This is a genomic window from Flavobacterium sp. (assembly GCF_013822155.1).
Lineage (GTDB): Bacteria > Bacteroidota > Bacteroidia > Flavobacteriales > Flavobacteriaceae > Flavobacterium.
In genome coordinates, this window is record NZ_PNJW01000004.1 from 62,003 (window position 1) to 87,823 (window position 25,821).

The following is a 25,821-nucleotide window of genomic DNA, read 5'->3' on the forward strand; positions in this document are numbered from 1 at the left end:
TTTTTTATTTTAATTTTTCTCTTTTTTCTCTAATTCCGTTTGAAATTCTTCCATCACGGGTTTTACCGTACTTTCGGGTAAGTCAGAAATTCGAATGTACATTAATCCATCCACGGCATTATTAAACAAGGGATCAACATTAAAAGCTACTACCCGAGCATTTTGCTTGATGTATTTTTTAATTAAAACCGGTAACCGTAAATTGCCCGGTTCTACTTCGTCAATGATTTTATCAAATTTATTTAAATCAGCTTCCGTTTCGTTAAATACGAAATCTTTATCGGCATCTTTCAATTTAACTTTATATTCTTTTTTGGGATGAATATATTGAGCCACATAAGGATCATAATAATGTGATTTCATAAATTCAATCATCAACGATTTTGAAAAATCCGAAAATTGATTACTGATACTCACTCCGCCAATTAAAAATTTATGTTCAGGATAACGAAGTGTGGTGTGAACAATACCTTTCCAAAGCAAGAATAAAGGCATTGGTTTTTGTTGGTATTCTTCTATGATAAATGCCCTGCCCATTTCAATAGACTTACTCATCATGTCATATAATTCCGGTTCGAAACGAAAAAGTTCATGTAAATAAAAACCATCAATTCCATATTTTGCATAAATTTCTGAACCTAACCCCATGCGGTAAGCTCCGGCAATCATTTGAGCATTATCATCCCACAAAAACATGTGGTGATAGTATTTGTCATATTGATCTAAATCCAATGATTCATTTGTGCCTTCGCCAATAGCCCTAAACGTAATTTCACGTAATCTCCCTATTTCATGCAAAATGTTTGGGATTTTATCGGCCGTAATCATATAAACATGGTAGTTTTTACTTTGTAATAAACGGCAATCACTTTCTTTGAGCATTGCCATTTCCTCCAAAATCTTGTCATGATTTGCCGGTTTTGCAATTTCTTTTGGATTTTTTGGAAATTTTAAACTAGGAGCGGCCAACAATTTATTTCCTTTTTCAAAAGCATTGGCCAGCATGTATGTTTTTTTGCGAAGAAATTCTGAATAGCTTTCCAGTGTTTCATATTCATTTTGTTCAGCAACAGAAATAGGTTTTCCAATTCTAACTTTAATGACACGGTTTTTTTGTGTCAGCAATTCTGAGGGTAATTTTGCCGTTCGAAAAGTTTCATTAATACTCGATAAGAAATAAAATAAACGGCTGTTTTTTGCATGAAAATAGATTGGTACAACCGGAACTTGAGCTTTTCGAATTACTTTGATAGCTCCTTCTTCCCAGGGTTTGTCAACCACTAATATACCGTCTTTATAGGTGGAGACTTCACCGGCCGGAAACATTCCCAACGGTTTTCCATCGCTCAAATGACGCAACGTTTCTTTGATTCCCAAAACACTTGATTTAGCATCTTTGTGATTTTCAAATGGATTGACCGGCATTATATAAGGCTTCATGGGTTCAATGCGGTGCAATAGAAAATTCGCAATGATTTTAAAATTTGGTTCCCGTTCTAACATTAATTTTAATAACAAAATACCGTCAATTCCTCCCAGTGGATGATTGGAAACGGTGATATAAGGACCTTCTTTCGGAAGACGTTTTAAATCTTCTTCAGGAATATCAAATTTTATTTCAAATTCATCTAAAATAGCATTCAAAAAAGGCACATCAGCTAAATGTTTGTTCCGGTTATAAATATCATTAAGCGTAGATATTTTAAGCACTTTCATAATAATCCAGCCAATGAAAGTTCCAATGAAACCGTATTTGTCAACATTTATTGCTTTTGCAACTTCTTTAGCGGTTACTAAACCCATTCTTATTTTTGTTGTTTATTTTTATGGAAGTAACAAATATAGTAATTATAGAGAAAGTAAAATTTAAAAAACAGTGAATTACAAGCATCTTGTTAAACATTTATTATAATTCCATCAGTCTGTTTTGATACTCAAGGTTTTTATCTATTTTTGAAAAACTTTACTAAAAATTCCAAATGCGTATTATTTCTTATAATGTAAATGGTTTACGGGCGGCCATCACCAAAGGTTTTTTAGATTGGCTTCAGCAGGCAAATCCTGATGTAATTTGTTTACAGGAAATTAAAGCTACTGAGGAACAGATTCCTACAGCTGAAATTACCAAAGCGGGTTATCCTTATCAATATTATTTTCCGGCTCAAAAAAAAGGATATAGTGGGGTTGCCATCCTTTCTAAAATTCAACCAAAAAATGTAGTTTTCGGAACAGGAATTGCCTCAATGGACTTTGAAGGTCGAAATGTGAGAGCTGATTTTGATGATTTTTCTGTAATGAGTTTATATTTACCCTCCGGAACCAATATTGAACGGTTAGATCATAAATTTAATTATATGGATGAATTTCAACAGTATATTAACGCACTGAAAGTTGAAGTTCCCAATTTGATTATTGGTGGTGATTATAACATTTGTCATCAAGCAATTGACATCCACGACCCGATACGGAATGCAACAGTTTCCGGTTTTTTGCCTGAAGAACGACGTTGGTTAGACGGTTTTATGAAAAGTGGTTTTATAGACAGTTTTCGTCATTTTAATAAAGAACCGCATCAATATTCCTGGTGGAGTTACCGAGCCAATGCCAGAAACAATAATAAAGGTTGGCGAATAGATTATCATTTAGTGAGCGAACCCTTAAAGAATAGATTGAAACGGGCATTAATTTTACCTGAAGCAAAACATTCTGACCATTGTCCGATTTTAGTGGAAATAGAGTAAGTTAATCAATATAAAACCTCAAATACTTTAAATAATGATTAAAAAAGTTTCATTACTAGTTTTAGTTGCCGCCTTGGCTACTTCTTGCGTGTCCAAAAAAGTGTATAATGAATTAGAGAGCAAATTTGCGGCTTTAAAAAAAGAGCAACGTCAACTTTCTGATGAAAACCATGATTTAGAAAAGACTAAAAATAAATTAGAAGTTGATTTAAAAGCCAATCAGGATGAATTGGCTCGAATAAAAGCGGAAAGAGACAAATTGCAAAATGAATTAGCGACAGCATCTACTAATTTAAAAACATTGACTGCTTCTTATACCGCCTTGGAGAAAAATTCTGATGAAGCTTTGCAAGCTAACATGCAGAAAAACAGAGAATTATTGGCACAATTAGACGCAAAAGAAAAAGCATTGTTAGCAGAGCAAGAACGATTAAACAAGTTACAAGCTGATTTAAAGGAACGTTCGCAACGGGTAACGGATTTAGAAAACCTAATTTCATCGAAAGAAGAAAGCATGCGAAAATTGAAAGAAACACTTTCTAAAGCTTTGAATAGTTTTGAAGGAAAAGGGCTTACTGTGGAACAAAAAAATGGAAAAGTTTATGTTTCCATGGAAAATAAATTACTATTCCAAACCGGAAGTTGGGCCGTAGGAACTGAAGGGAAAAGAGCCGTTGTAGAAGTTGGAAAAGTATTAGCTCAAAACCCTGATATTTCTGTTTTAATTGAAGGGCATACCGACAATGATAAAATATTGGGTTCAATTGGAGGAGGAATAGAAAATAACTGGGATCTCTCAACAAAAAGAGCTACTGCTATTGTGAATATTTTAGCTGAAAATAAAGGCATAAATAAACAAAATTTAACGGCAGCCGGAAGAGGAGAATTTGCTCCACTAATGTCAAATGACTCTCCGGAAGGAAAAGCCAAAAACCGACGAATTGAAATTATTTTGACACCAAAATTAGACGAGATTTCTAAAATGTTGAATGATTTGTAGAATAGGTTCTGAGGCACTAAGGTTCTAAGTCACAAAGGTTATTACCTCAGTCCCTTAGAACCTTAGTGCCTTAGTACCTCAAAAAATAAAAATGAAAACTACCACTATCCCAAACACGGACTTAAAAATCAGTAAAATTTGTTTAGGAACCATGACTTTCGGAGAACAAAATTCCGAAATTGAGGCCCATCAACAATTAGATTATGCTGTTTCCAGCGGAATAAATTTTATAGATACGGCAGAAATGTATCCTATTGCAGCTCGTGAAGCAACATTGGGAAGTACTGAACGATACATAGGTTCTTGGTTAAAAACTAGGGGCAAAAGAGATGATTTAGTTATTGCTACTAAAATAGCCGGACCCAATCGCGGAATGGATTATATTCGAAAACCATTAGATTTTTCAAAGAAAAGTATTTTAGAAGCCGTTGATTTAAGTTTGAAAAACCTGCAAACGGATTACATTGATTTATACCAAATGCATTGGCCCGAAAGAGTGATGAATATGTTTGGACAACGTGGTTTGGTGAAAATTGATGCAAATTGGGAAGAAAACTTTTTTGAAGTTTTATCCGTCTACGATGAATTAATTAAAGTAGGTAAAATTAGATATATTGGAGTTTCCAATGAAGCACCATGGGCAGTTATGAAATTTATCAGTGAAAGCGAAAAGCATCATTTACCTCGTATTGCAACGATTCAAAATCCGTATTCACTATTAAATCGTTTGTTTGAAGTAGGTTTAGCAGAAGTTTGTTTGCGAGAACGAGTGGGATTATTGGCCTATTCTCCGCTAGGATTTGGTATTTTATCCGGAAAACATTTGGCGGAAATCCAACCTAATTCCAGAATAGGATTGTTTCCTCAATTTACACGATATACTTCGGAAAATTCAACAAGGGCAACCCGAATGTATCAGGAATTAGCTTTTGACAATGACTTGACGTTAGCCGAAATGGCATTGGCTTTTGTGCAACATCAATCATTTGTTACCAGCACAATTGTTGGAGCAACTTCGTTGGAACAATTAAAAGAAAATATCGATTCCCATAACATTGTTCTTTCTGAAGCGATTTTGAAAGAAATTAACGTGATACAGGAACTGATTCCGAATCCGGCACCTTGATTTTTTAAATTAAGCAATAAATTTTAATGATTTAATTATTATTTCACCACCAACTTACTTGTAAAACTCCCTCCATTCATATCTTCCACCGACACAAAATATAATCCGGAAGTAAGTTGATCAATCGAAACAATTGTTAATTCTAAATCATCCATTTTTTGATTAGCAACTCTTTTTCCCATCGAATCATAAATTGTCAATGTGGTTAAATTCAAAAAATTGGAATTTTTAATTGTAAATGAATTATGGGCGGGATTAGGATATAAACTCAATCCGTTTCGCTGAAAATCGTTCGTACTCAAACTGGTATCTATGATTCTGGAAATGGTTCCATTCGTGATTCCGGCAATATAAAGTTCGCCATTAATATCTTCACCAAAAGAAACAAAATTTCCGGTAAAAGTAGTAGTAGACCAAGTGATTGCTCCGCCCGTAGTGGAAATATATCCTATTTTATTAGAACAATAATCAGCAAAAAGATATTTGTTTTGTAAGTTTGGATAAGTGGTGCCGGTATAAACATATCCACCTGTTAGTGAACAGCCCCCTGTTGAAGCATGTGTATATTGTGTAATCGGAAATGTATAATTGGAAGCCGCTCCGCAACCAGTAGTATTGTAAGCAGCAGTTCCTTCATAACAACGCCATCCATAATTTAAACCTGCCTCTGTAGAAGCTGCTTTATTGATTTCTTCAATGGCATTTTGACCTACATCGGCTATCCATAAATCACCTGTTACTCTGTCGAATGAAAATTTCCATGGATTTCGCATTCCGGTTGCCCAAATTTCATCTGCTCCCGGAGTTGCTCCGGCAAATGGATTGGTTGATGGAATCGAATAAGGTGAGCCACTATCTACATCAATACGAAGCATTTTACCTAATAACGAATTGATATTTTGACCATTGTTATCCGGATCACCACCACTACCACCATCACCCATTCCTATATATAAATAACCATCAGGACCAAAAACTAATGAACCGCCATTGTGATTTGAAAAAGGTTGCGAAATGGTTAATAAAATTTGACCACTCGATGCATTAGCACTATTAGCATCTGTTGTACTCACGGAATACCTTGCAATAACAGTTGCTCCATCTCCCGCTCGTGTATAGTTTATGTAGAAAAAGCCGTTTGAAGCATAATTCGGATGAAAAGCAAGTCCCAATAAACCTCGTTCTCCACCGGAAATAATAGTGGAAGAAGTTAGGGTTAAAAAAGGGGTAGCGTTAATTGTTCCGTTGGAATTTAATATTCTGATTAATCCACCTCGCTGTACCACAAATAATCGAGAGTCACCGGCATTGACAATAGCCACCGGACTCGAAAAACCGGTAGCAAAGGTTTGCAACCCGATGGTTTGCGAAAAGGATGACATGGAGAATAGTAAAACACAAAATTGTAATAGTTTTTTCATAGCCTTTTTGTTTTTGGATGGAGGTAAATTTAGTAATTTTTTTTAAATAGTTTTCATTATTAACAGGTTACAAAAAAACCGCCCCAAATTTCTTCAAGGCGGTTTAACTACAATCCAACCAAAATTAATTTACTATTACATAGCCTTTAGTTTTAGCAACACTGTGAATAGAAGTGGTGATGGCTTGACCTAAATCGTCTTGTGTTTTGGTCTTTTTCGATTCTTCATCAATAAATGCTTGGCGTTTTTTAGAAAGTTCTTCCATTTCTTTTTGAATGGTTTCTCTCTCTTTAGTTTTTTGAGTTACAATAACTTTAATTTCTTCTTTCGATTTGTTTTTTAATTCCGCCGGAAGTTCTTCTTTTTTAAGGTTGTCCAACGCTTTGGCATCCGTTTTGGCTTTGTCTACCAAATCCCAGCTTTCATTTTTATACACGGTTTTTGATTTACTTACTGCTCGCTCGGCATAATTGGCACCGGAAATTGACTGAGCATTGGCATCTTGCACTTCTTGAGCTATTTTTTTCTCCACACCTTCCGAACCATACCCAATGTAAGTAGTATTCAATCGCACATTGCATTGTGAAATTTGATCATCATAAGGAGTGACGATGTACCGAACTTTTGCATTGGAATCGATGTTGAAATATTTGCCTTGTCCAACATCGGCCCCGTCTTTCCACAATCCTCGAATGCCTTCTTCATAACTACCGCAATGAATAGTGTTGACATAAATTCCTTTTTTCAACGCGTCAGCAATCGCTTCTTTGTAATTAATACTTCCTTGATTAAAGGGTTCATTTCCGGCAATGTAAAGTAGTTTCATGTTTTGCAATCCGTCATTCCAAGTTAGTTTTTGAGAAGCATCTTGAATTACCGCTCCACAATATTCACTCCCACCATTTGTTCGTAATGAAAACAATTTTTCAGAAATTAAGTCTAAATCGGTCGTTAAAGGGGCAACTTGTCTGATATAATCCGTGTTTTTGTTCAACCCGTCATTTCCATATTCATATAAAGCAATTTCAATTTCCGGAGTTTTACCTTCAAATTTTAGAGTAGTTAACGTATTGACAATGTTCCATAATCGAGATTTTGCCTGTTCGATTAGTCCGTCCATACTGTTGGAAGTATCCAGTAAAATAACAACTTGAATTTTTCCATTGGTTTCATCTGTGGTAATAACAGGTTGAAGGGTTTCTGTTAAACGAATAGGTGTTTCAGCCAAGTTGTTTTTCTTTTCACAGCTAAATAATAGTGTTGAGGTAAACAAAGCGAAGGTTACAATTATATTTTTCATGATACTGTTTTTTAAAATTAATGTTGAAGTTTTTGAATGTCATTTTCAACCGAAAGAATCATCAAACAAGTGGCAGTACAAAAGGAAGGACTGGTAATACAATGATGACCGCTCCAGCTACCGTCTGCGTTTTGAATTTGCATCATTCGGCCACCAATATTGTCGTACCATTTTTTCCACTCATCATCTTGGTTTACAATCATGGATTCGCCGGTTTGTAAAAAGCTTAGGAATTCTTCTCCGCCGTTGTTGCCAAATCCGGTTAAAACATCTTCATTCATTGCTTTTACTTTGGCTGATTTATATACTTTGTCTGCCACATCATACGATTTAGCTTTTTCATCAGACACGCCAATTCGTTTTAAATTTGCTTCGTTAAGTTGGGCATCTTTTTCGATACGACCTTCCTCTTTTGCTTTTTTGAAAAGCTTATCCGCATCTTTAGCTTCTTCTGCACTTCCACGAACCGAACTGCTCACAGCATAAAGCATGATTCCGGCACCATCCTCTGTTTTTGCCGAAGCATTCGTCGGATTGTAATTGCTTTTTTGGTAGTCTCTTGCTTTTTGCCTTTTTTCTTGGTCTACTTTGATTCCTTCATTTTTGGCTGCCATTTCCAAACTTGAATTGGCAAAAGAAGATTGCAAGACACCTGCCCATCCGGAACCGCCTACCTTACCGGAATTATCCATTGATTTTTCGATTTTATTCACACAAATTTGAATAGCAGCTTTGACCCTCGTTTTCATCGCTTCATTTTTAAGTGTCGGAAGCAGTTGGTTGAAAAATTGCAGGGTTAGAATTGCATCGATATGTTGTCCCAATTTTCCTTGAATTTGAGTTCCTCGGATAGCTGTGATATAGGGTGAATTTTGGTTTTTATCAATTTCATTTAAAAGAAAGTGTACTGCTTTTTCCAGGGTTTCTTTGTGTTTCCCTGATTCCATAGAATAACCACAGCGATACAAGGCCATTGCTGACATAGCTGTAGTGGCAGGATCGGAAGAAACGGCATGAGGATTTCTTTCCCCTTGATTACTTTGTAAACCGGCACCCCAACCGCCATCTGTATTTTGAGCATCTAAAAGCCATAATTCACCTTTAGAAATGGTTTCTTGAAATTTCTCAGCGGTTTTAACTACCGCATAACCTTCGGAGGTTTGTTCGCCCATTAAGGTCATAAATACACAGGGTTTTTCTTCTTCTTCAGTGATATCAGTTTCTAAAATGGCTAACTCTTTTGATGGAGAAGCATTTTTTGGTTCGGTTTTTGGATTTGTATTCCAAACATAAATTAACGGGATGCAACTTGTTAGTGCTGACAATCCCCAAATGATTTTTGCTTTCATAATTTATCGTTTTTATTGATTTTTTGATAAAATTAGAAGGTTGAACCATTCGTTTTTTTGAGACTTGGTGAAACTGGTTTTTGACTTGGTGAAAACGTTTTTTAAACCCAAATTAATTTTCGTACTTTACACTATAATATAAAAGGCATGTATAATCAACTGAAAATACTATTGGTAGTTTTATTTTTCCCTTTGGTGATGGTCGCTCAGGACAGCACTAAAACCAAAGTGAGTAAAACGTCTGTGAGTAAAAAGGCGAAAGAAGTAGAGCAAACGTTATCTAAAAGTAATCCGGAAAGTACCGCAGATAAATATGTGGAATTGGCGAATGAGTTGGATAAAAAGGGTGATTACGCCAAAGCAGAGGATTATTTGAAACGAGCTTTGCCTATTTATCAAAAGCAAAAAATCAAAGACAAAATAGCGAGTACAACGAGGGCGATTGCTCAAATTCAGGAGAAGCAGAATAAAGTGAAAGACGCCATCAAAAGTTATCAATCGGCGAGTGAAGAAGCGGTTGATGTTGGGTATTCGAAAGTGAATTCGAATGATGCAAGCCGACTTCAAAACACGAGTCCAAAAGCACAAGCAGAATATTTAGATTCGAACATCAAAATTTTAGAGAAAGAGGGAAAAATGGAAGATGCCGCCGAAGTTTATAAACAAAAAGCGGAAGTCGATATTAAGTCAGAAAACAAAGGCATGGCGATTGAAAATTATGAAAAAGCCATTGCCGTATCCAAAGACAAACCGGAAGAAGTGTTGAAATTGAAAAGCGAAATTTCCAAAGTATATGCCTCAGAAAACAATTTAGACAAAGCGATTGAAATTACGAAAAACACCATTTCGGAAGCGGAGAAATTAGGCAGTATTTCGCAACAAATTGAACAACAACAAACGTTGGCAGACCTGTATTTTAAGAATGAAAATCAAGATGATGCAATTGTTTTACTGGAAGAAACCTATGCTTTAGCTTTAAAAAACGGTCGCACTTTTGACGCTAAAAAAGCAATGTTGGCTCTTTCGGATTATTACAGACAACAAGGCAATCAAACCAAAGCGATTGAATTATATGACCAATTTCTGAATGATTTTGATCGGATGGTGCAAGCTGACAGTACTTTAGTGGATTCGAAAATCTTTCAGGTAACGGAGGAAAAAATCAGGCAATTGGAAAAAGAACGTGCGTTAAAAGATGAGTTAATTACGAAGAAAAATAAATTCAATTATGTGTTGATAGGTTCGGTGATTTTGATGTTGATTTTATTGGGATTGATAGCGAAAGCGTTGTTTTCCATTAAAACCAAGAACAAGAAAATTGCGTTACAATCGCTTCGACGGGAAATGAACCCCCATTTTATTTTTAATAGTTTGAATAGTGTGAACCAATTTATTGCTCAAAATAATGAGTTGGAAGCCAATAAGTATTTGACATCCTATTCCAATTTGATGCGAAATATGATGGAAACATCCAACAAAGATTTTATTTCGTTATCCAATGAACTAGAGCAAATTAAAAAGTATTTGGATTTGGAACATTTACGTTTTCAGGACAAATTTGAATATGAATTGGAGTTGGATGAACAATTGGATGCAGATGCGATTTTAGTTCCTAATATGTTGATTCAACCGCATTTGGAAAACGCCATTTGGCACGGATTACGTTACCGAGAAACCAAAGGGAAGTTGAAAGTCACTTTTGCGGAAGAGAAACAATTGATAAAAGTATCTATTGAAGATGATGGCATTGGTGTAGAAAAAAGTCGCGAACTGAAAACACAAAACCAAAAGGTGCATGAATCAAGAGGCTTGAACAATGTGGAAGAACGGATTAATTTGTTGAACGATTTATATCATCAACAGATTTCCTATACAATTTCATCCGGTTCAGATGGAAAGGGAACGATAGTCACGCTTTATTTTTCTAAAACCACCAAAGTAGCATGAACGATTTTCAAAAAATAAAAAGTGTGATTGTTGAGGATGAATCAGCGGCTCGTGAAGCGTTGAAAAATTACTTGGCCAAATATTGTCCGCAAATCGAAATCATTGGCGAGGCACAAAACAGTCGGGAAGCGATTCCGTTGTTGCACGAATTGCAACCGCAATTGGTTTTTTTGGATGTAGAAATGCCTTTTGGCAATGCGTTTGATGTGTTGGAAGGTTGTAAAGACTTGTCTTTTGAAACCATTTTTGTCACCGCTTTTTCCGAATATTCGTTGAAGGCGTTGAATCAAAGTGCGGCGTATTATTTACTGAAACCGATTAGTATTGAAGAATTGATTTTGGCTGTCAACAAAGTGCAACAACAATTGATGAAGCAGGAATTGTTTAACCGAAATCAAATCATTGTTCAAAATTTCCGTGAGCCCAGAATCGAGAAACAACAAGTGATTTTGCCTACGTTAGAAGGTTTTGAAGTCGTAAAAATGGAAGAAATCGTCCGTTTACGTGGCAATGGTAACTTTACGGATATTCATTTGGCCGATGGCTCTAAAAAAATGGTTTGTCGTTTTTTAAAACATTTTGATGAACTGCTGGACTTTCCATTTATGCGGGTGCACAAATCGCATATCATCAATTTGAATTTTGTGAAATCGTATCACAAATCGTTAGGTGGTTATGTAATGCTTTTTGATGCCACGGAGGTTGAAATTTCACCCAATTATAAAGAGGAGTTTTTGAGAAAATTCAACTAGTTTTATTCCATTAAAAGTCAGCTTCCTCTATTTCAATTGAATCAATGGTCGTGGAATCTTTTTCTGTTTTTAATCGTAAATAAGTTTTTGAAATTCCTTTAATTTTAACCGGAATCGCTGCTGAAATACTATCTTGAGCTTCAATTAAACCACGGCTCAACATAATGTTTTTATACATTTTTTGTTTGCTTACGGCATAAGGTTTTTGGTTGCCTTCCTTGTCAAACAGCCACATGAATTTTTTAGGACTAGGCACAATGGATGCTAAAAATAATGATTCATTGAGGGTTAATTCTCTCGGAGTTTTCTCAAAATAAAATTGAGCCGATTCACCAATGCCATACACATTTGGACCCCATTCTATTACATTGAGATAGACTTCTAACATTCTGGCTTTAGGCACTAATCTATTGTTTTCTAAAAGATAAACTAAAAGAATTTCTTCCAGTTTTCGGGAAAGTGTTTTTTCACGTGTCAGAAATACATTTTTAACCAATTGCATGCTAATTGTACTGGCACCTCGGGTAAACTTTTTAGTTTTAATATTTTTAGCAATAGATTGTTTGAAAGCCTCCGTACTAAATCCCGAATGATTGTAAAATTGAGGATCTTCAAAAGTTAAAACTGCTTTTTGTAAGTAAGGAGAAATTTCCTCAAGCGGAGTAAAATAGGGATTTCCGGCTCCTACCAAAACAGAACGTTGTTTACGTCCGTTTTCAATCGCATTATATACAAATTCGCCATTCAATTTTGACAAATCAGCTTCTCCGTATTTGAGAATTTTCAAGTTTTCTTTATTAAGTTTACTTTCAAAAACCAAAGCCTCCGGATTGTTTTTATTAAATTCAAAGTCCAATTGATAATCAAAAGCACCCTGAACTTGCATTCCTTCAAAATGAGCAAACAAACCTGTTGGAAGTGAATTGACAAAATCTTGGGCTTTCATTTTTGGCACTCCTATTTTTAGCGTATAAATGGTATCTTTTTCAGTGCTATACTTTACAAATGGACGAAGTTTAATTTTATTTAGTTTTGCAGAAGAAGAACTATCAATAGCAATAAAATTACTGCCTAAGATAAAATGGTAATCAATTTGTGTTTTTTCAAAAACAACATCTTTAGAGGCAATTTTAGGATGATTTACCGTTAAATCTTCTATTTCTGTGACTCCATCAATATACAATTTACCCTCTTCCATCGTTAAATTATTTAAAACGATGTGAATAGCAGAAAATGAAGAAAATAATCCAAATCGTTCCTCGATGTAAGGCATTCTGATTTTAGTTGAATCATAGGTTGAAAATTTCAAATCAGCTTTTTTAAGTCGGGGATCAGCATAGCCTTTCATTTGCCAGTTTTGACTAAACGAATTGGTTTTGACCTTAATAGAGGATTGAAGTTGGTGATCTTCTAAGGTCAATTTGTTTAGGTGTAAATTGACTTTTCTACCCATATCATCTATTTTCAGGGATAAGTTTGAAAGAGTCATTTCTGCCGGAATCAAATTAAACACTTTAGTCAATAGTCGATTGGCTAAAGCTGCATAATTTCTTTTCTCTGTAGTTTTTTCTTCTTCAGGATTTTTTTTCAAAAAAGCATCAAAATTCCTTCCGTTTTTATTTTTTATTAATTGAACATAACCATTACTCATTTCCATGTTATTCAACCGGATATTGCCGGTTAATAATTGGAAAAAACTATAATTAGTTTTTATTTTTTCTACGGATAATAAGGTGTCGGCATTTTTTGGAATTAAAAGAATATCCACTAATTCTACTTCTGTCAGTCCACTAAAAGCCGCTTTTTTTACTGAAAATCGGCAGTTAAAATCAGTTTCAAATTTAGTTTGAATTCGTGTGATTGCTTTTTGTAATAAGACATCACGAAAAAAGTAAAGCGTAATAAAAATCAAAACCAAAAAAACCAAAAATAGCTTTAAGCTTAAGATAATTTTTTGTTTTTTCGTTCTCATTTATGGATTCGTATGATATTGTAGTTTAAAAAAAATTATCCGAACAAATGTTCGACGACATCTTCTATTTTTGCGACTAATTTTACTTCTATCAGGGTGTTCTTCAAGGAAATTTTATTGTATTTAGAAATAAAAATGGTTGAAAAACCTAATTTTTCTGCTTCTAAAATGCGTTGTTCCACTCGATTTACCGGACGTATTTCTCCGGCCAAACCAACCTCTCCGGCAAAGCAAAAGTTTTTCCCCACCGGAATATCTTCATTTGACGATAAAATGGCAGCTACTACCGCCAAATCTATAGCGGGATCATCCACAGAAATTCCGCCGGTAACGTTTAAAAAAACATCTTTTGCCCCCAAACGGAATCCGGCACGTTTTTCTAAAACAGCTAAAATCATGTTCAGGCGTTTGGCATTATAACCGGTTGTACTGCGTTGTGGCGTTCCATAAACGGCAGTGCTTACTAACGCTTGGATTTCTATCATTAAGGGTCGCATGCCTTCTAAAGTAGAAGCAATGGCTGTTCCTGAAAGTTCTTCGTCTTTGTGTGATATTAATATTTCCGATGGATTGGCAACTTCCCTTAAACCAGAACCTTGCATTTCATATATCCCAATTTCTGCCGTAGAACCAAAACGGTTTTTGAGTGAACGAAGAATTCGATAGACATGATTTCTGTCGCCTTCAAATTGCAAAACGGTATCGACCATGTGTTCCAAAATTTTTGGTCCTGCAATGGTTCCGTCTTTTGTAATGTGTCCGATAAGCAAAACCGGCACATTTGTTTCTTTAGCAAATTTGATTAATTCAGCGGTGCATTCCCGAATTTGAGAAATACTCCCTGCTGTAGAGTCGATATAATCCGTGTGAAGGGTTTGAATGGAATCGATAATTACAATTTCAGGTTCGATTTCCTGAATTTGTTTGAATATATTTTGCGTTTTTGTTTCGGTTAGAATGAAGCAATTGTCTCCGTTAGGCGTGATTCGTTCCGCACGCATTTTGATTTGTTTTTGACTTTCTTCTCCGGAAACATAAAGCGTTTTAAAGGGTAATTTTAAAGAAATCTGCAATAAAAGTGTGCTTTTTCCAATACCAGGTTCACCCCCTAAAAGGGTTAATGAGCCGGGCACTAATCCGCCCCCTAATACACGATTTAGTTCGCCATCGGTCGTGTCTAATCTGATTTCCTGACTGGAATCAATGTCTTTTATTCGTAAAGGTTTTGGAGCTTTTTTAACTTCGGAAGAAGAGGGTTTCCAACTTGTTTTTTCTTCTTTTTGAATAACTTCTTCAACAATAGTATTCCATTGTTGGCAGGCATGGCATTGGCCTTGCCATTTGGCATATTGAGAACCGCAATTTTGACAAAAAAATGAAGTTTTGACCTTCGACATAATTATTGTTGCATTTGTTTCATTTCTTCTGATTTGTCATACATCATGTCTTTATTTAAATCACCAATCGGTTCTTTTTGAAAGGCACTTAAATATTTTTTTTGAGCCCTTTTATAGTCTTCTTTTTTCTCATACATCAAAGCCATATAATAATCGGCTAACATACTTTTTCCATAATATTTATCAGCTAATATGGAAAGCTCATCAAATTCGTTGTAGACTTTGTTTTTTATAATTGCCGCTTCGATGGCCTTGAAATCATTTAATCGAATAGGCATTTTGATGTTTAACGACTTTTCTAACACATCATATTTTGTTTTTAAATACTCTACATAGCCGTATTCTAATTTGACAATTTTTTCATTAAACTCAAAAGTAGTAATGGGTTGATAGACGGCAAAAAACTGGTACAAAGCATTTGGAATCGAGTGTAACACTAAGGAATAATGGGACGCTCCTATGAATTCATCAAATTTATAATTTAAGGTTGTGTTTTTGATGACTTTCGCTTTTTCATCTAATTCTTTAATTCGTTTCTGCATTTTTTTCACATCGCCATCAGCCGTTGAAATATAGTAGTAAATTGGTTTAGTTATAAGGCCCATACGTTCCGGAATTCGATTTTCCATATCCGTTGCTAAGTCAGGACTTAATGTAATGTAGGCGTCAAAAAGCGGATTATCTTTGTATAAATAAAAATTTGTAAATCCGGCCGTAGTATCGTGCCCGGCAATAATTTTAAAAGGAGCAATTAGGTATGTTTTTTCAAGATAAGGCATTAGTTCAGTACCTATAAAATCAAAAAAATTGGCTCCGGTAGAATCAGGTAATCCGGTTTCTTCATCGAATTCACTATCGGCATAACGTTCTTCGGTTTTATTTTGACAAATTCCCACTAAAATTACTTCCGGTAAATCATCCCAATAATTCCCAAATTTAAGGGCTCCTTGAAATGGGTCAAAAAGATATTCTGCATCTAAAACTAACAATATAGGGTAATTACGATTAGTGTCCTTTTCATACGATGGAGGTAAACTGATGTAGATTTCACGGTCTGCACCTAATTTTTTTGACGTAAATGTTTCTATTGTTTTTTGAGAAAACAAAGGGATAGAACACAATACAATAACAAGTGTTTGAATTAATTTCATGTGGTATCTTTTTGGAAATTTCTTGAAAAAGCTTAATTTTTCGAAAGCAAGATAGTAAATTATTTGCTTTTGTTTAAAATGGGAAGCAATAAAAATGAAAGTGTTCCTAAAATCACCACCATTAGTGTTTGTGAAGTCCATACCAACCAACCAAAAGCAGTTCCGGAAGTTTCGGGAACGTTATAAAGTAAAAGAATTTCTGCTATTAAAAAGGGATAGGCTCCAAATCCCGAATTGGTTAAAGTAATGGCAAGTCCGCCTACGATAAATGAAATAACCACTGTGCTTAAACTCAAGTTACCGGTTTCCGGCAAAGCAAAAATAGTAATGTAAAACATAAAAAAATAACTTGCCCAAATCAATAACGAATGAAATAGAAAAGCCCATTTTTTTTCCATTTTCCAGATGCTGAAAACACCATCCATTAAACCGGAAATTTTTTGTTTGATTGTTTGGATAAACCTAAAATTAGAATAGCGAAACATCAAAATAATACCTATCATTATAAAAGTTCCAGTTCCTAAAATCAACATTAATTTTTGAAAAGGAATTTTATCCAATACAAACGCTTTTAATACATCGAATTCTAAGAAAAAAGCCAATCCGATAAAAGATAATAAGAAAAAACTATCTACCACTCGTTCGGCAATGATGGTTCCGAAGGCTTTGTCAAACGGGACATCTTCATATTTCTTGAGAATCAAAGCACGGGAAACTTCGCCCGAACGCGGAATAGACATATTGATGAAATAGCCAATGCAAACCGCCATGACGTTTGTTGAAATTTTTGGTTTATACCCCAAATGTTCCAACGTGTATTTCCATCGATATCCTCTTGACCATAATGCCAAAGCACTGATTAGTAAAGAAATATAAATGTAAAAATAATCAGCATTTTTAAATTGCAGTTTAATTTCTTCTACCTGTTTGGGAGTGAATTTGTTGTAAGTATAAATTACCAAAGCCAATCCCAACAAAATTGGAAGAAGAATGGAAAGCCATTTGCCGATTTTCTGTTTCAAGGGATTAGGTCAACGAATTATCTTTCTCGTTTGGAAAAACCAAAGAAGGCTTGAAGGTTTTAGCTTCTTCAAAATCTAAAATTCCATAAGCGATAATAATAATAATATCTCCTTTTTGAACTTTACGAGCGGCAGGGCCATTAAGTGTAATTTCGCCACTATTACGGTTTCCTTTGATGACATAGGTTTCTAATCGTTCACCATTATTAATGTTTACAATAGAAACTTTTTCGCCTTCCACAAGGTTAGAAGCATCCATAAGGGCCTCGTCGATAGTAATACTACCGATATAATTTAAATCTGCTCCAGTCACCTTTACGCGGTGAATTTTGGATTTTACAACTTGAATTTGCATGGTGCAAAGGTAATTAATTTAATGAAATGGTATCAATCAATCGAATGTTGTTCACAAAAACTGCGATAAATGCCCGGTATTTTTTATTTTTAGACTTACGTAAACAAGACCTTAATGTAATTTCATCAGCAATTTCAAAATATTCTAATTTGATAATAGGATGATTTTCAAAAGTTTTTGTAACAAATTTTGAAATTTCTTTAGCACTTTTCATGCCAAATAATTTTTTTGCCTTTGATAATGTTTTGAAAATTAGGGCTGATTCTTTTCTTTCAATCGGAGATAATCGCTCATTTCTGGAACTCATCGCTAGTCCATTTGCTTCTCTGTGAATTGGACAACCAATTACTTTTACGGGGATATTGTTTTTATGTACTAATTTTTTGACTATTTGTAATTGCTGAAAGTCTTTTTCGCCAAAATAAGCATGGGTGGGTTTAATAATTTCAAACAATCTTTTAACGATGGTCCCCACGCCATCAAAATGGCCCGGTCGATGTTTGCCCTCCATTTGGTTTTCTAAGCCATCATACTGAAATGATTGTGAAACAGTATTTCCGTGATAAATGTCTTCAACAGTTGGGGCATAAATAAGGACCTTGGTATTCAAAGAAGCTATTTTTTCCACATCTCTTTCCAGTGTTCTGGGGTATTTTGCCAAATCTTCCGGATTGTTAAATTGGGTTGGATTAACAAAGATACTCACTACAGAAATTTCATTTTCTTTCAGTGATTGTGAAAGCAAAGACAAGTGGCCTTCGTGTAAAGCACCCATCGTAGGAACAAATCCTATGGTCGTTTTTGTTGCCCAAAATGGGGTTAAATGCTCGATAAGTAGGCTTTGTTTGTTGAAAATGAGCATGTATTTTTAATTAAATGAGTTGCAAACTTACTATTTTACTTAAATATCTGCGTAAATTTTTGTAATTTTGCGTGATTTTAAAATCTAAACGATAAAGTTCAAAATAATATGGAGGATAAGAGGATATTGTATGTATCATCTGAAGTAGTACCTTATTTGGCTGAAAATGAAGTTTCCATTATGTCTTATGACGTTCCCAAAATGGTTAATGATCAAGGAGGGCAAATAAGAATTTTTATGCCACGATACGGTAATATTAATGAAAGAAGACATCAATTACATGAAGTAATACGGTTGTCAGGGATGAATTTAGTCGTGAATGATTTGGATATGCCTTTAATAATAAAGGTAGCTTCCATCCCTAAGGAAAGAATTCAAGTCTATTTTATAGATAATGATGAATATTTTAAGCGTAAGGCAACTTTTACGGATGAGGAAGGAAAATTATATGACGATAATGATGAACGGGCAATTTTCTTTGCAAAAGGGGTTGTAGAAACAGTAAAAAAATTAAATTGGGTGCCGGATATTATTCATGTTCATGGTTGGTTGGCTTCCTTATTGCCGGTTTACATGAAGCATTATTATAAAGATGAAGCACTTTTTTCTAATACAAAAATTGTAACTTCTGTTTATGCTCAGTCATTTGATGGAGCTTTAAACAGCGAACTTTTAAACAAAATAAAATTTGACGGTGTTCCTGAAGATTCCATTTCTGTATTAAAAGAACCCAATTATGATAATTTAATTAAAGTAGCTATTCAGCATTCAGACGCTGTTATCATTGCTTCAGAGCACCTTTCTTCAAGTTTAACAAAATTTATAGAATCTTCAGAAAAACCTTTTTTATCTTTCTTCCCGAAAGAGGATTATGCTGAGCATTACCTTAATTTCTATAAAAACAAAGTTCTATAAATTTACATTTTAAAATGCGTACAAAAAAAATAATTCAATTTTCTTCCCTAGTTGTCTTGAGTTTCTTCTTGTTTTCCTGTGATAAAGATTATAATACCTTAGGGGCTGATATCATAGGAGACAATCATTATACATTTGGAACACCGGATACAGAGGCTACAGTGGTTGCCTATAATGAAGACTTGGGTGTTGTTCAATCTAACAATTTAGTGGTTAATCCACTTGGGATTTATAAAAACACTGCTTTTGGAAAACAAACGGCTCATTTTGCCACACAAGTATTGCTTTCAGAGCCAGTTCCTACCTTTACTATTATTGATGAGGATCCTGAAATTTTGGACGTAACGCTTTATGTTCCTTATTTTAGCACAAGAGGAACCACTACGGATGATGTCACTACTTATACCTTAGATTCTGTTTACGGTACTTCGAAAATTAAGTTAAGTATTTATGAAAACGGTTATTTAATGCGGGATTTTGATCCGGCATCCAATTTTACGGCTGCTCAAAAATATTTTTCTGATCAAACAAATGATTTTGAAGTAAATAAAAGAGGGGCTGCTGCCGATGGGACATCTGTAGCCAACGGAGAGCGATTAAATAATGGAGAAGATCTTGAAGATAATGATGAATTCTTTTTTGATGCGGCTCAAATTGCTGATACTACCACCAATGCTGAAGGAGAGGAAACTATTACCAGGTCAGCACCCGGGATGTATTTAAAATTGAATAAAGCGTTTTTTCAGAAAAAAATAGTAGACGGCTATAATCAAGGAAAATTGAACAATAACAATATTTTCAGAGATTATTTCAGGGGGTTATATTTCAAAATGGAAGACTCACCGGCTGAACCTACCGGTAGTAATAGTTTGGCGATGATTAATTTTAAAGCCGGTAAAATTACTATAAAGTACAAAGAGGATAAAGCGGTTGAAGGAGAAGAAACTCCGGAAAGAGTAGAAAAATCAATGGTATTATCTTTGTCAGGGAATACAGTAAGTCTTTTAAATCAAGAACGGACACCAAACTATCAGGCTGCCTTGGCAAATGCTTCTAATACGTTAGGCGATGAAAAACTATATGTAAACGGAGGTGCCGGTTCAATGACAATTATTGATTTATTTGGTCGTGATGCCAGTGGAGAATCAGCGGAATTAGAACAATATAGAGCTAAAGATTGGTTGATCAATGAAGCTAGTCTTACTTTTCGAATTGACCGAGATGCGATGGGCAATAATCAGGAGCCCTATAGAGTTTATTTATACGATGTAACTAATGACAGACTGATTTTAGATTACTTTACAGACCAAACTACAAATACTTCAAAACCAAAACTAGGAAAAAGAGTTTATAGTGGTATGATTGTAAAAGAAGACGGTAAAGGGACTTATTATAAAATAAGATTAACTAATTATATTTCAAATTTATTTAAAAACCCGGATTCTACCAATGTTAGGCTAGGACTTGTTGTGACGGAGTCCATCGCGATTACCGACAATTATGCAACAAAAAACCAAACCACCTCAGGTTTGAAAAAAGTTCCCTTAGCTTCTGTTTTAAATCCTTTAGGCACAGTGTTGTATGGTAGCAAATCTTCTGTACCTTTGGATAAAAGATTAAAATTAGAAATTTATTATACAAAACCTGATTAAATACTAAAAATATGTGTGGAATTGTTGGATATATTGGCAATAGAGACGCTTACTCTATTGTAATAAAAGGATTAAAACGATTAGAATATAGAGGTTACGACAGTGCCGGAGTTATGCTTTATGATGGCAAAGACTTGAAAATATCAAAAACAAAAGGTAAAGTAACTGATTTAGAAGCAGTTTCAACTAAGGATAATAATTTCTTTGGTTCTATAGGTATGGGTCATACCCGTTGGGCTACTCACGGAGTTCCAAATGATGTAAATTCGCATCCTCACCTTTCTAATTCCGGAAACATCGCCATAATTCACAATGGTATCATAGAAAATTATGAACCCTTAAAAAAGGAATTAATAAAAAGAGGTTATGTTTTTCATTCCGATACTGATACGGAGGTATTAGTTAATTTAATTGAAGACGTTCAGAAAAAAGAAGGTTTGAAATTAGGAAAAGCGGTGCAAGTTGCTTTAAATCAAGTTGTCGGAGCCTATGCAATTGCAGTTTTTGATAAGAACAAACCGGACGAAATTGTTGTTGCCCGATTAGGAAGTCCGTTAGCCATTGGTGTTGGTGATGGTGAATTTTTTGTAGCTTCAGATGCTTCGCCTTTTATCGAATATACTTCCAATGCGATTTATTTAGAAGATGAAGAAATGGCCATTGTGCGACTTCACAAACCTATCAAAGTTAGAAAAATAAAAGATGATACCTTAGTTGATCCTTATGTTCAGGAATTAAAAATGAACCTGGAACAAATTGAAAAAGGAGGTTATGACCATTTTATGCTCAAAGAAATATATGAGCAACCCAGTGTTATTAAAGATACTTACCGTGGAAGATTACTTTCTAATAAAGGAATAATCCAAATGGCTGGTGTAGAAGATAATTTGGAAAAATTCTTAAACGCAGAGCGAATAATAATTGTAGCCTGTGGAACTTCATGGCATGCCGGATTAGTCGCAGAATATGTAATAGAAGAATTTGCTAGAATTCCCGTAGAAGTTGAATATGCCTCTGAATTCCGTTATAGAAATCCAATCATAAATAAAAAAGATATCGTAATTGCTATTTCTCAATCAGGAGAAACAGCGGATACGTTAGCCGCAATTAAATTAGCCAAAGAAAATGGTGCTTTTGTATTTGGTGTTTGTAATGTTGTTGGTTCTTCTATTTCAAGAGAAACCAATGCCGGAGCTTATACTCATGCAGGCCCTGAAATCGGTGTAGCTTCTACAAAAGCTTTTACAACACAAATTACAGTTTTAACCTTAATTGCTTTGCGTTTAGCTAAAGCAAAAGGAACCATGAATAATTCTGACTATCATCGCTACCTTATGGAATTAGAAATGATTCCGGAAAAAGTAACCGAGGCACTAGTAGGAACAAATGAAATGGCCAAAAAAATCGCTGAAATTTACAAGGACTCTCCTAACTGTTTGTATTTAGGTAGAGGATATAATTTTCCTGTGGCATTAGAAGGGGCTTTAAAATTAAAAGAGATATCTTATATTCATGCAGAAGGTTATCCTGCGGCTGAAATGAAGCATGGTCCAATCGCATTAATTGACGAATCCATGCCGGTTATCGTGATTGCTCCTAAAATGGGACATTATGATAAAGTAGTCAGTAATATTCAAGAAATTAAATCAAGAAGTGGTAAAATAATCGCTGTGGTAACTAAAGGAGACACACAAGTTCGCGAATTAGCTGACCATGTTATTGAAATTCCGGAGACTTCGGATGCTTTATCACCGCTTTTAACCACAATTCCTCTACAATTACTTTCTTATCACATTGCTGTTTTAAGAGGATGTAATGTTGACCAACCCAGAAACTTAGCAAAATCTGTAACTGTAGAGTAGACAATAAAACAACCATTATTTTATTAAAAGCGAGAATTTTTCTCGCTTTTTTTATTAATATCAAAATTATTTGTACTTTGCTCACGAAAACTAACAAAACTCTAACTTTATGAAAGTGTATTTATTTATTCTGACATTGTTTTTTTGTAGCATCACTTTTGCTCAAACTTCAATTTCAGGGAACGTGGTTGATGAAAAAAATCAACCCATCCCAGGTGCCAGCATTAAAATTGTTGGCGAAGCGATAGGTGCGGTGACCGATTTTAACGGAAACTTTAGCTTAACTACGCAAAAAAAACCTCCTTTTTCGGTAGAAGTCTCTTCCATTGGATTTTCAACTAAAACTTTGGAAATCAACGCAAACAACCAAAAAATAAGTGTTGTTTTGTCTGATGAAGAAACGCGTTTGGATGAAATTGTAGTATCGGCTTCCCGAGCACCTGAAAGGATTAGGGAATCACCTGTTACCATTGAAAGAATGAGCGTTAAAGAAATTAAAAAATCAGCTTCAGTAACTTTTTATGATGGTTTGGAGAATTTAAAAGAGGTTCAAATGAACACGAGTAGTATGTCTTTTAAATCGATCAATACTAGAGGTTTTGCTACCGTTGCGAATACTCGTTTTATGCAGTTGGTAGATGGAATGGACAATTCTTCTCCTTTATTGAATTTTGTTTTAGGAAATTTAATTGGGGTTTCAGAAATTGACGTTCAAAGTGTTGAATTGTTACCGGGTGCCTCTTCTGCTTTATATGGTGCGAATGCCTTTAACGGTATTTTATTTATGACAAGCAAAAGCCCTTTTACAGATGAAGGCGTTTCTGCTTATGCAAAAGTTGGGCAAACTAGTCAAGAAGCTGCCGGAAATAATCTTTATTATGATTATGGAATACGTGTAGCCAAAGCCTTTACACCTCATTTTGCTGCCAAAGCTAATTTTACGTTCATGAATGGAACGGATTGGTATGCCACTGATTATAGAGACAGAGACTTAGTAAATAATGTTGGAATTGATAGAACTGACCCGAACTATAATGGTATAAACGTTTATGGTGATGTGGTTTCAACTAATATCAAAAGTGTCGCTTCTGGATTATTAAATGCTGGAGCAATAACTCCTGCTCAATTTACTGTTTTTAATGCTATTTTGCCAAATCAAAATGTATCAAGAACAGGGTATAACGAAGTTGATATTACGGATAATAAAGTACAAAATGCTAAAATTGATTTCTCTTTCCACGTTAGACCATGGGCTACGTCCAGTGCAGAATGGGCAAAAGATATCGAGTTTATTTGGCAAAGTAAATTTGGTTTTGGTAACACGGTTTATCAAGGAGCAAACAGGTATTATTTGAATGGATTTCAAATGTCACAACATAAATTTGAAGTAACAAGTAAAAACTTCTTCTTGAGAGGTTATGTTACTTCTGAAGATGGAGGAAATTCTTATGATATGGAATTTACTGCGGTGAATATTAACAGAGTTTGGAAGCCGGATAATACTTGGTTCGGACAATATGCCGCCACTTATGTACAATCAACGTTAGGTGGAGCTACTCCGGATCAAGCACATGCTGCAGCAAGAAATGTGGCTGATACCGGAAGATTTTTACCTGGTTCAGCAGAATATAAAAATGCTTTTAATCAAGTCACAGCTGACCCGGATGTATTAACCGGTTCTAAATTGGTGGATAATTCAAAAATATACCATTCTGATGCAAACTATAATTTTAGAGATATTATTAAAATTGCTGAAATTCAAATAGGTGGTTCATACAGAAAATATGATTTGAATTCATTTGGTAGAATTTATACGGATACACCTGAAAATGGTCCTATTGATTATGATGAGTATGGTGCTTACGTTCAACTTCAAAAGAAATTTTTACAGGATAAATTCAAATTTACAGGTTCTGTTCGTTACGATAAAAGTCAAAATTTTGACGGGAATTATTCTCCAAGAGTATCTTTAGTTTTCTCTCCGGATGAACAAAAAAGACACAATTTCAGAGGATCTTTTCAAACCGGTTTTAGAAATCCTTCTACACAAGATCAATATATTGGATTTAATGTTGGAAATGCAGTACTTATTGGTTCTGCCGCTGATAACTTAGACAGATATTCTGAGGTTAGACCAGTTTCTACTGCTACAGGACAAGCATTTGCAGGAGGTGAATCTGTTGTGATGACAGGACAAAATGCTTATTTTAATTCTTACACTGCAACATCAGTTCAACAATTCGCTGCGTTGGCAGGGTCAGACCCTATTGCGGCTTCTGCTTTGTTAAAAAGAACAAATGTAGATTTAGTAAAACCTGAAACTGTACAAGCCTTTGAATTGGGTTATAGAGGTCAATTTGAAAAATTATCTTATGATTTGAATGGGTACTATAATATTTACAATGACTTCATTGGTAATTTAAATGTTGTTGCTCCTTTATATGGAACTGCTCAAGATGCTCCGGATCCTACTGCAGGACCAACAAACGCAGGAACACAATCGCTTCATGCCTTACAAACAGGAAACATTAGAGCTTATCAACTATACACCAATACGGATATTGAAATTATATCATTAGGATTTGGTGCGGGTGTTTCTTATAAAATTTACAAAGATTTTGAAATAGGAGCCAATTATAATTATGCTGAATTTGACTTTGATCAAGAAAAAGACCCAAGTTTTGAAGCCGGATTTAATACTCCAAAGCACAGAGTTAAAGGATCGTTGAGCAACGATAAATTATTCCCTAATTTCGGATTTAATGTAAGTGCCAGATGGAATTCTGAATATTTATGGCAATCTACTATGGTTGACGGTATGATTAGTGAAGCTACAGTAATTGATGCTCAAATTAATTACGGCATTCCTAAATTAAAATCAGTTTTAAAAGTTGGTGCCACTAATATTGGAGGAAAAGAATACCAACAAGTATTAGGAGCAGGAGCAATCGGACAACAGTTTTTTGTTGGTATAACCATCAATCAATAATATAATAA

The 25,821-nt window shown here is 34.8% G+C and carries 19 protein-coding genes; 9 read left to right on the top strand and 10 right to left on the bottom strand.

Annotated elements, in window-relative coordinates; all coding sequences use genetic code 11:
- Nucleotides 1-9: 9 nt before the first annotated feature.
- Entirely contained in the window at nucleotides 10-1,803 is a 1,794-nt protein-coding gene (locus C0512_RS02165) for a lysophospholipid acyltransferase family protein (protein ID WP_290858522.1), read from the bottom strand.
- 176 nt (nucleotides 1,804-1,979) lie between these two features.
- Here C0512_RS02165 and C0512_RS02170 point away from each other — a divergent pair, with 176 nt between their 5' ends.
- From C0512_RS02170 to C0512_RS02180, 3 genes are all read left to right on the top strand, one after another.
- The gene (locus C0512_RS02170; protein ID WP_290858524.1) at nucleotides 1,980-2,741 is read left to right on the top strand and encodes an exodeoxyribonuclease III; all 762 of its coding nucleotides are present in this window, start codon (nucleotides 1,980-1,982) and stop codon (nucleotides 2,739-2,741) included.
- Between the two features lie 34 nt (nucleotides 2,742-2,775).
- Nucleotides 2,776-3,741, top strand: a complete 966-nt coding sequence (locus tag C0512_RS02175; RefSeq protein ID WP_290858525.1) for an OmpA family protein — start codon at nucleotides 2,776-2,778, stop codon at nucleotides 3,739-3,741.
- A gap of 91 nt (nucleotides 3,742-3,832) precedes the next feature.
- On the top strand, nucleotides 3,833-4,867 hold the full coding sequence (locus tag C0512_RS02180; RefSeq protein WP_290858527.1) for an NADP(H)-dependent aldo-keto reductase: 1,035 nt from the start codon (nucleotides 3,833-3,835) through the stop codon (nucleotides 4,865-4,867).
- A gap of 38 nt (nucleotides 4,868-4,905) precedes the next feature.
- Here C0512_RS02180 and C0512_RS02185 read toward each other — a convergent pair whose 3' ends face one another.
- The 3 genes from C0512_RS02185 to C0512_RS02195 form a co-directional block, all read right to left on the bottom strand.
- A complete protein-coding gene (locus C0512_RS02185) occupies nucleotides 4,906-6,288 on the bottom strand; it encodes a PQQ-dependent sugar dehydrogenase (RefSeq protein WP_290858529.1) in 1,383 nt (460 codons plus the stop codon).
- Nucleotides 6,289-6,412: 124 nt separating this feature from the next.
- Nucleotides 6,413-7,588 carry a VWA domain-containing protein gene (locus C0512_RS02190; protein WP_290858531.1) on the bottom strand — a complete coding sequence of 392 codons (1,176 nt, stop codon included), beginning with the start codon at nucleotides 7,586-7,588 and terminating at the stop codon, nucleotides 6,413-6,415.
- Between the two features lie 17 nt (nucleotides 7,589-7,605).
- A complete protein-coding gene (locus C0512_RS02195) occupies nucleotides 7,606-8,937 on the bottom strand; it encodes a hypothetical protein (RefSeq protein WP_290858533.1) in 1,332 nt (443 codons plus the stop codon).
- A 147-nt stretch (nucleotides 8,938-9,084) separates the two neighbouring features.
- On the opposite strand from C0512_RS02195, the gene C0512_RS02200 reads away from it, so the two are divergent.
- Both C0512_RS02200 and C0512_RS02205 read left to right on the top strand, forming a co-directional pair.
- A complete protein-coding gene (locus tag C0512_RS02200) occupies nucleotides 9,085-10,884 on the top strand; it encodes a histidine kinase (RefSeq protein ID WP_290858534.1) in 1,800 nt (599 codons plus the stop codon).
- Nucleotides 10,881-11,636 carry a LytTR family DNA-binding domain-containing protein gene (locus C0512_RS02205; protein WP_290858536.1) on the top strand — a complete coding sequence of 252 codons (756 nt, stop codon included), beginning with the start codon at nucleotides 10,881-10,883 and terminating at the stop codon, nucleotides 11,634-11,636. The genes C0512_RS02200 and C0512_RS02205 overlap by 4 nt, the downstream gene beginning before the upstream one ends.
- A gap of 10 nt (nucleotides 11,637-11,646) precedes the next feature.
- On the opposite strand, the gene C0512_RS02210 is transcribed toward C0512_RS02205, so the two are convergent.
- The 6 genes from C0512_RS02210 to panC are packed head-to-tail and all read right to left on the bottom strand — an operon-like array spanning nucleotide 11,647 to nucleotide 18,395.
- Complete coding sequence (locus C0512_RS02210) at nucleotides 11,647-13,608, bottom strand: transglycosylase domain-containing protein (protein WP_290858538.1); 1,962 nt, start codon at nucleotides 13,606-13,608, stop codon at nucleotides 11,647-11,649.
- A 35-nt stretch (nucleotides 13,609-13,643) separates the two neighbouring features.
- Nucleotides 13,644-15,005 carry a DNA repair protein RadA gene (gene radA / locus C0512_RS02215; protein WP_290858540.1) on the bottom strand — a complete coding sequence of 454 codons (1,362 nt, stop codon included), beginning with the start codon at nucleotides 15,003-15,005 and terminating at the stop codon, nucleotides 13,644-13,646.
- A gap of 2 nt (nucleotides 15,006-15,007) precedes the next feature.
- Nucleotides 15,008-16,156 (bottom strand): alpha/beta hydrolase-fold protein, encoded by a 1,149-nt coding sequence (locus tag C0512_RS02220; protein ID WP_290858542.1) that lies wholly within the window; start codon nucleotides 16,154-16,156, stop codon nucleotides 15,008-15,010.
- Between the two features lie 59 nt (nucleotides 16,157-16,215).
- Entirely contained in the window at nucleotides 16,216-17,178 is a 963-nt protein-coding gene (locus C0512_RS02225; RefSeq protein WP_290858544.1) for a lysylphosphatidylglycerol synthase transmembrane domain-containing protein, read from the bottom strand.
- A 4-nt stretch (nucleotides 17,179-17,182) separates the two neighbouring features.
- On the bottom strand, nucleotides 17,183-17,533 hold the full coding sequence (panD, locus tag C0512_RS02230; protein WP_290858546.1) for an aspartate 1-decarboxylase: 351 nt from the start codon (nucleotides 17,531-17,533) through the stop codon (nucleotides 17,183-17,185).
- 13 nt (nucleotides 17,534-17,546) lie between these two features.
- The gene (gene panC / locus C0512_RS02235; protein WP_290858548.1) at nucleotides 17,547-18,395 is read right to left on the bottom strand and encodes a pantoate--beta-alanine ligase; all 849 of its coding nucleotides are present in this window, start codon (nucleotides 18,393-18,395) and stop codon (nucleotides 17,547-17,549) included.
- 108 nt (nucleotides 18,396-18,503) lie between these two features.
- Here panC and C0512_RS02240 point away from each other — a divergent pair, with 108 nt between their 5' ends.
- The 4 genes from C0512_RS02240 (at nucleotide 18,504) to C0512_RS02255 (ending at nucleotide 25,813) form a co-directional block, all read left to right on the top strand.
- Nucleotides 18,504-19,310: a glycogen/starch synthase gene (locus C0512_RS02240; protein ID WP_290858550.1), complete on the top strand. Its 807-nt coding sequence runs from the start codon at nucleotides 18,504-18,506 to the stop codon at nucleotides 19,308-19,310.
- 14 nt (nucleotides 19,311-19,324) lie between these two features.
- Entirely contained in the window at nucleotides 19,325-20,962 is a 1,638-nt protein-coding gene (locus tag C0512_RS02245; RefSeq protein WP_290858552.1) for a DUF4270 domain-containing protein, read from the top strand.
- An 11-nt stretch (nucleotides 20,963-20,973) separates the two neighbouring features.
- Complete coding sequence (glmS, locus tag C0512_RS02250; RefSeq protein WP_290858554.1) at nucleotides 20,974-22,824, top strand: glutamine--fructose-6-phosphate transaminase (isomerizing); 1,851 nt, start codon at nucleotides 20,974-20,976, stop codon at nucleotides 22,822-22,824.
- A gap of 109 nt (nucleotides 22,825-22,933) precedes the next feature.
- Nucleotides 22,934-25,813 (top strand): TonB-dependent receptor, encoded by a 2,880-nt coding sequence (locus tag C0512_RS02255; RefSeq protein ID WP_290858556.1) that lies wholly within the window; start codon nucleotides 22,934-22,936, stop codon nucleotides 25,811-25,813.
- Nucleotides 25,814-25,821 lie beyond the last annotated feature (8 nt).

Bases quoted from the DNA above. Each gene is read 5' to 3' on its own strand.
- C0512_RS02165 (WP_290858522.1), bottom strand. From the start codon at position 1,803: ATGGGTTTAGTAACCGCTAAAGAAGTTGCAAAAGCAATAAATGTTGAC.
- C0512_RS02170 (WP_290858524.1), top strand. From the start codon at position 1,980: ATGCGTATTATTTCTTATAATGTAAATGGTTTACGGGCGGCCATCACC.
- C0512_RS02175 (WP_290858525.1), top strand. From the start codon at position 2,776: ATGATTAAAAAAGTTTCATTACTAGTTTTAGTTGCCGCCTTGGCTACT.
- C0512_RS02180 (WP_290858527.1), top strand. From the start codon at position 3,833: ATGAAAACTACCACTATCCCAAACACGGACTTAAAAATCAGTAAAATT.
- C0512_RS02185 (WP_290858529.1), bottom strand. From the start codon at position 6,288: ATGAAAAAACTATTACAATTTTGTGTTTTACTATTCTCCATGTCATCC.
- C0512_RS02190 (WP_290858531.1), bottom strand. From the start codon at position 7,588: ATGAAAAATATAATTGTAACCTTCGCTTTGTTTACCTCAACACTATTA.
- C0512_RS02195 (WP_290858533.1), bottom strand. From the start codon at position 8,937: ATGAAAGCAAAAATCATTTGGGGATTGTCAGCACTAACAAGTTGCATC.
- C0512_RS02200 (WP_290858534.1), top strand. From the start codon at position 9,085: ATGTATAATCAACTGAAAATACTATTGGTAGTTTTATTTTTCCCTTTG.
- C0512_RS02205 (WP_290858536.1), top strand. From the start codon at position 10,881: ATGAACGATTTTCAAAAAATAAAAAGTGTGATTGTTGAGGATGAATCA.
- C0512_RS02210 (WP_290858538.1), bottom strand. From the start codon at position 13,608: ATGAGAACGAAAAAACAAAAAATTATCTTAAGCTTAAAGCTATTTTTG.
- radA (WP_290858540.1), bottom strand. From the start codon at position 15,005: ATGTCGAAGGTCAAAACTTCATTTTTTTGTCAAAATTGCGGTTCTCAA.
- C0512_RS02220 (WP_290858542.1), bottom strand. From the start codon at position 16,156: ATGAAATTAATTCAAACACTTGTTATTGTATTGTGTTCTATCCCTTTG.
- panD (WP_290858546.1), bottom strand. From the start codon at position 17,533: ATGCAAATTCAAGTTGTAAAATCCAAAATTCACCGCGTAAAGGTGACT.
- panC (WP_290858548.1), bottom strand. From the start codon at position 18,395: ATGCTCATTTTCAACAAACAAAGCCTACTTATCGAGCATTTAACCCCA.
- C0512_RS02240 (WP_290858550.1), top strand. From the start codon at position 18,504: ATGGAGGATAAGAGGATATTGTATGTATCATCTGAAGTAGTACCTTAT.
- C0512_RS02245 (WP_290858552.1), top strand. From the start codon at position 19,325: ATGCGTACAAAAAAAATAATTCAATTTTCTTCCCTAGTTGTCTTGAGT.
- glmS (WP_290858554.1), top strand. From the start codon at position 20,974: ATGTGTGGAATTGTTGGATATATTGGCAATAGAGACGCTTACTCTATT.
- C0512_RS02255 (WP_290858556.1), top strand. From the start codon at position 22,934: ATGAAAGTGTATTTATTTATTCTGACATTGTTTTTTTGTAGCATCACT.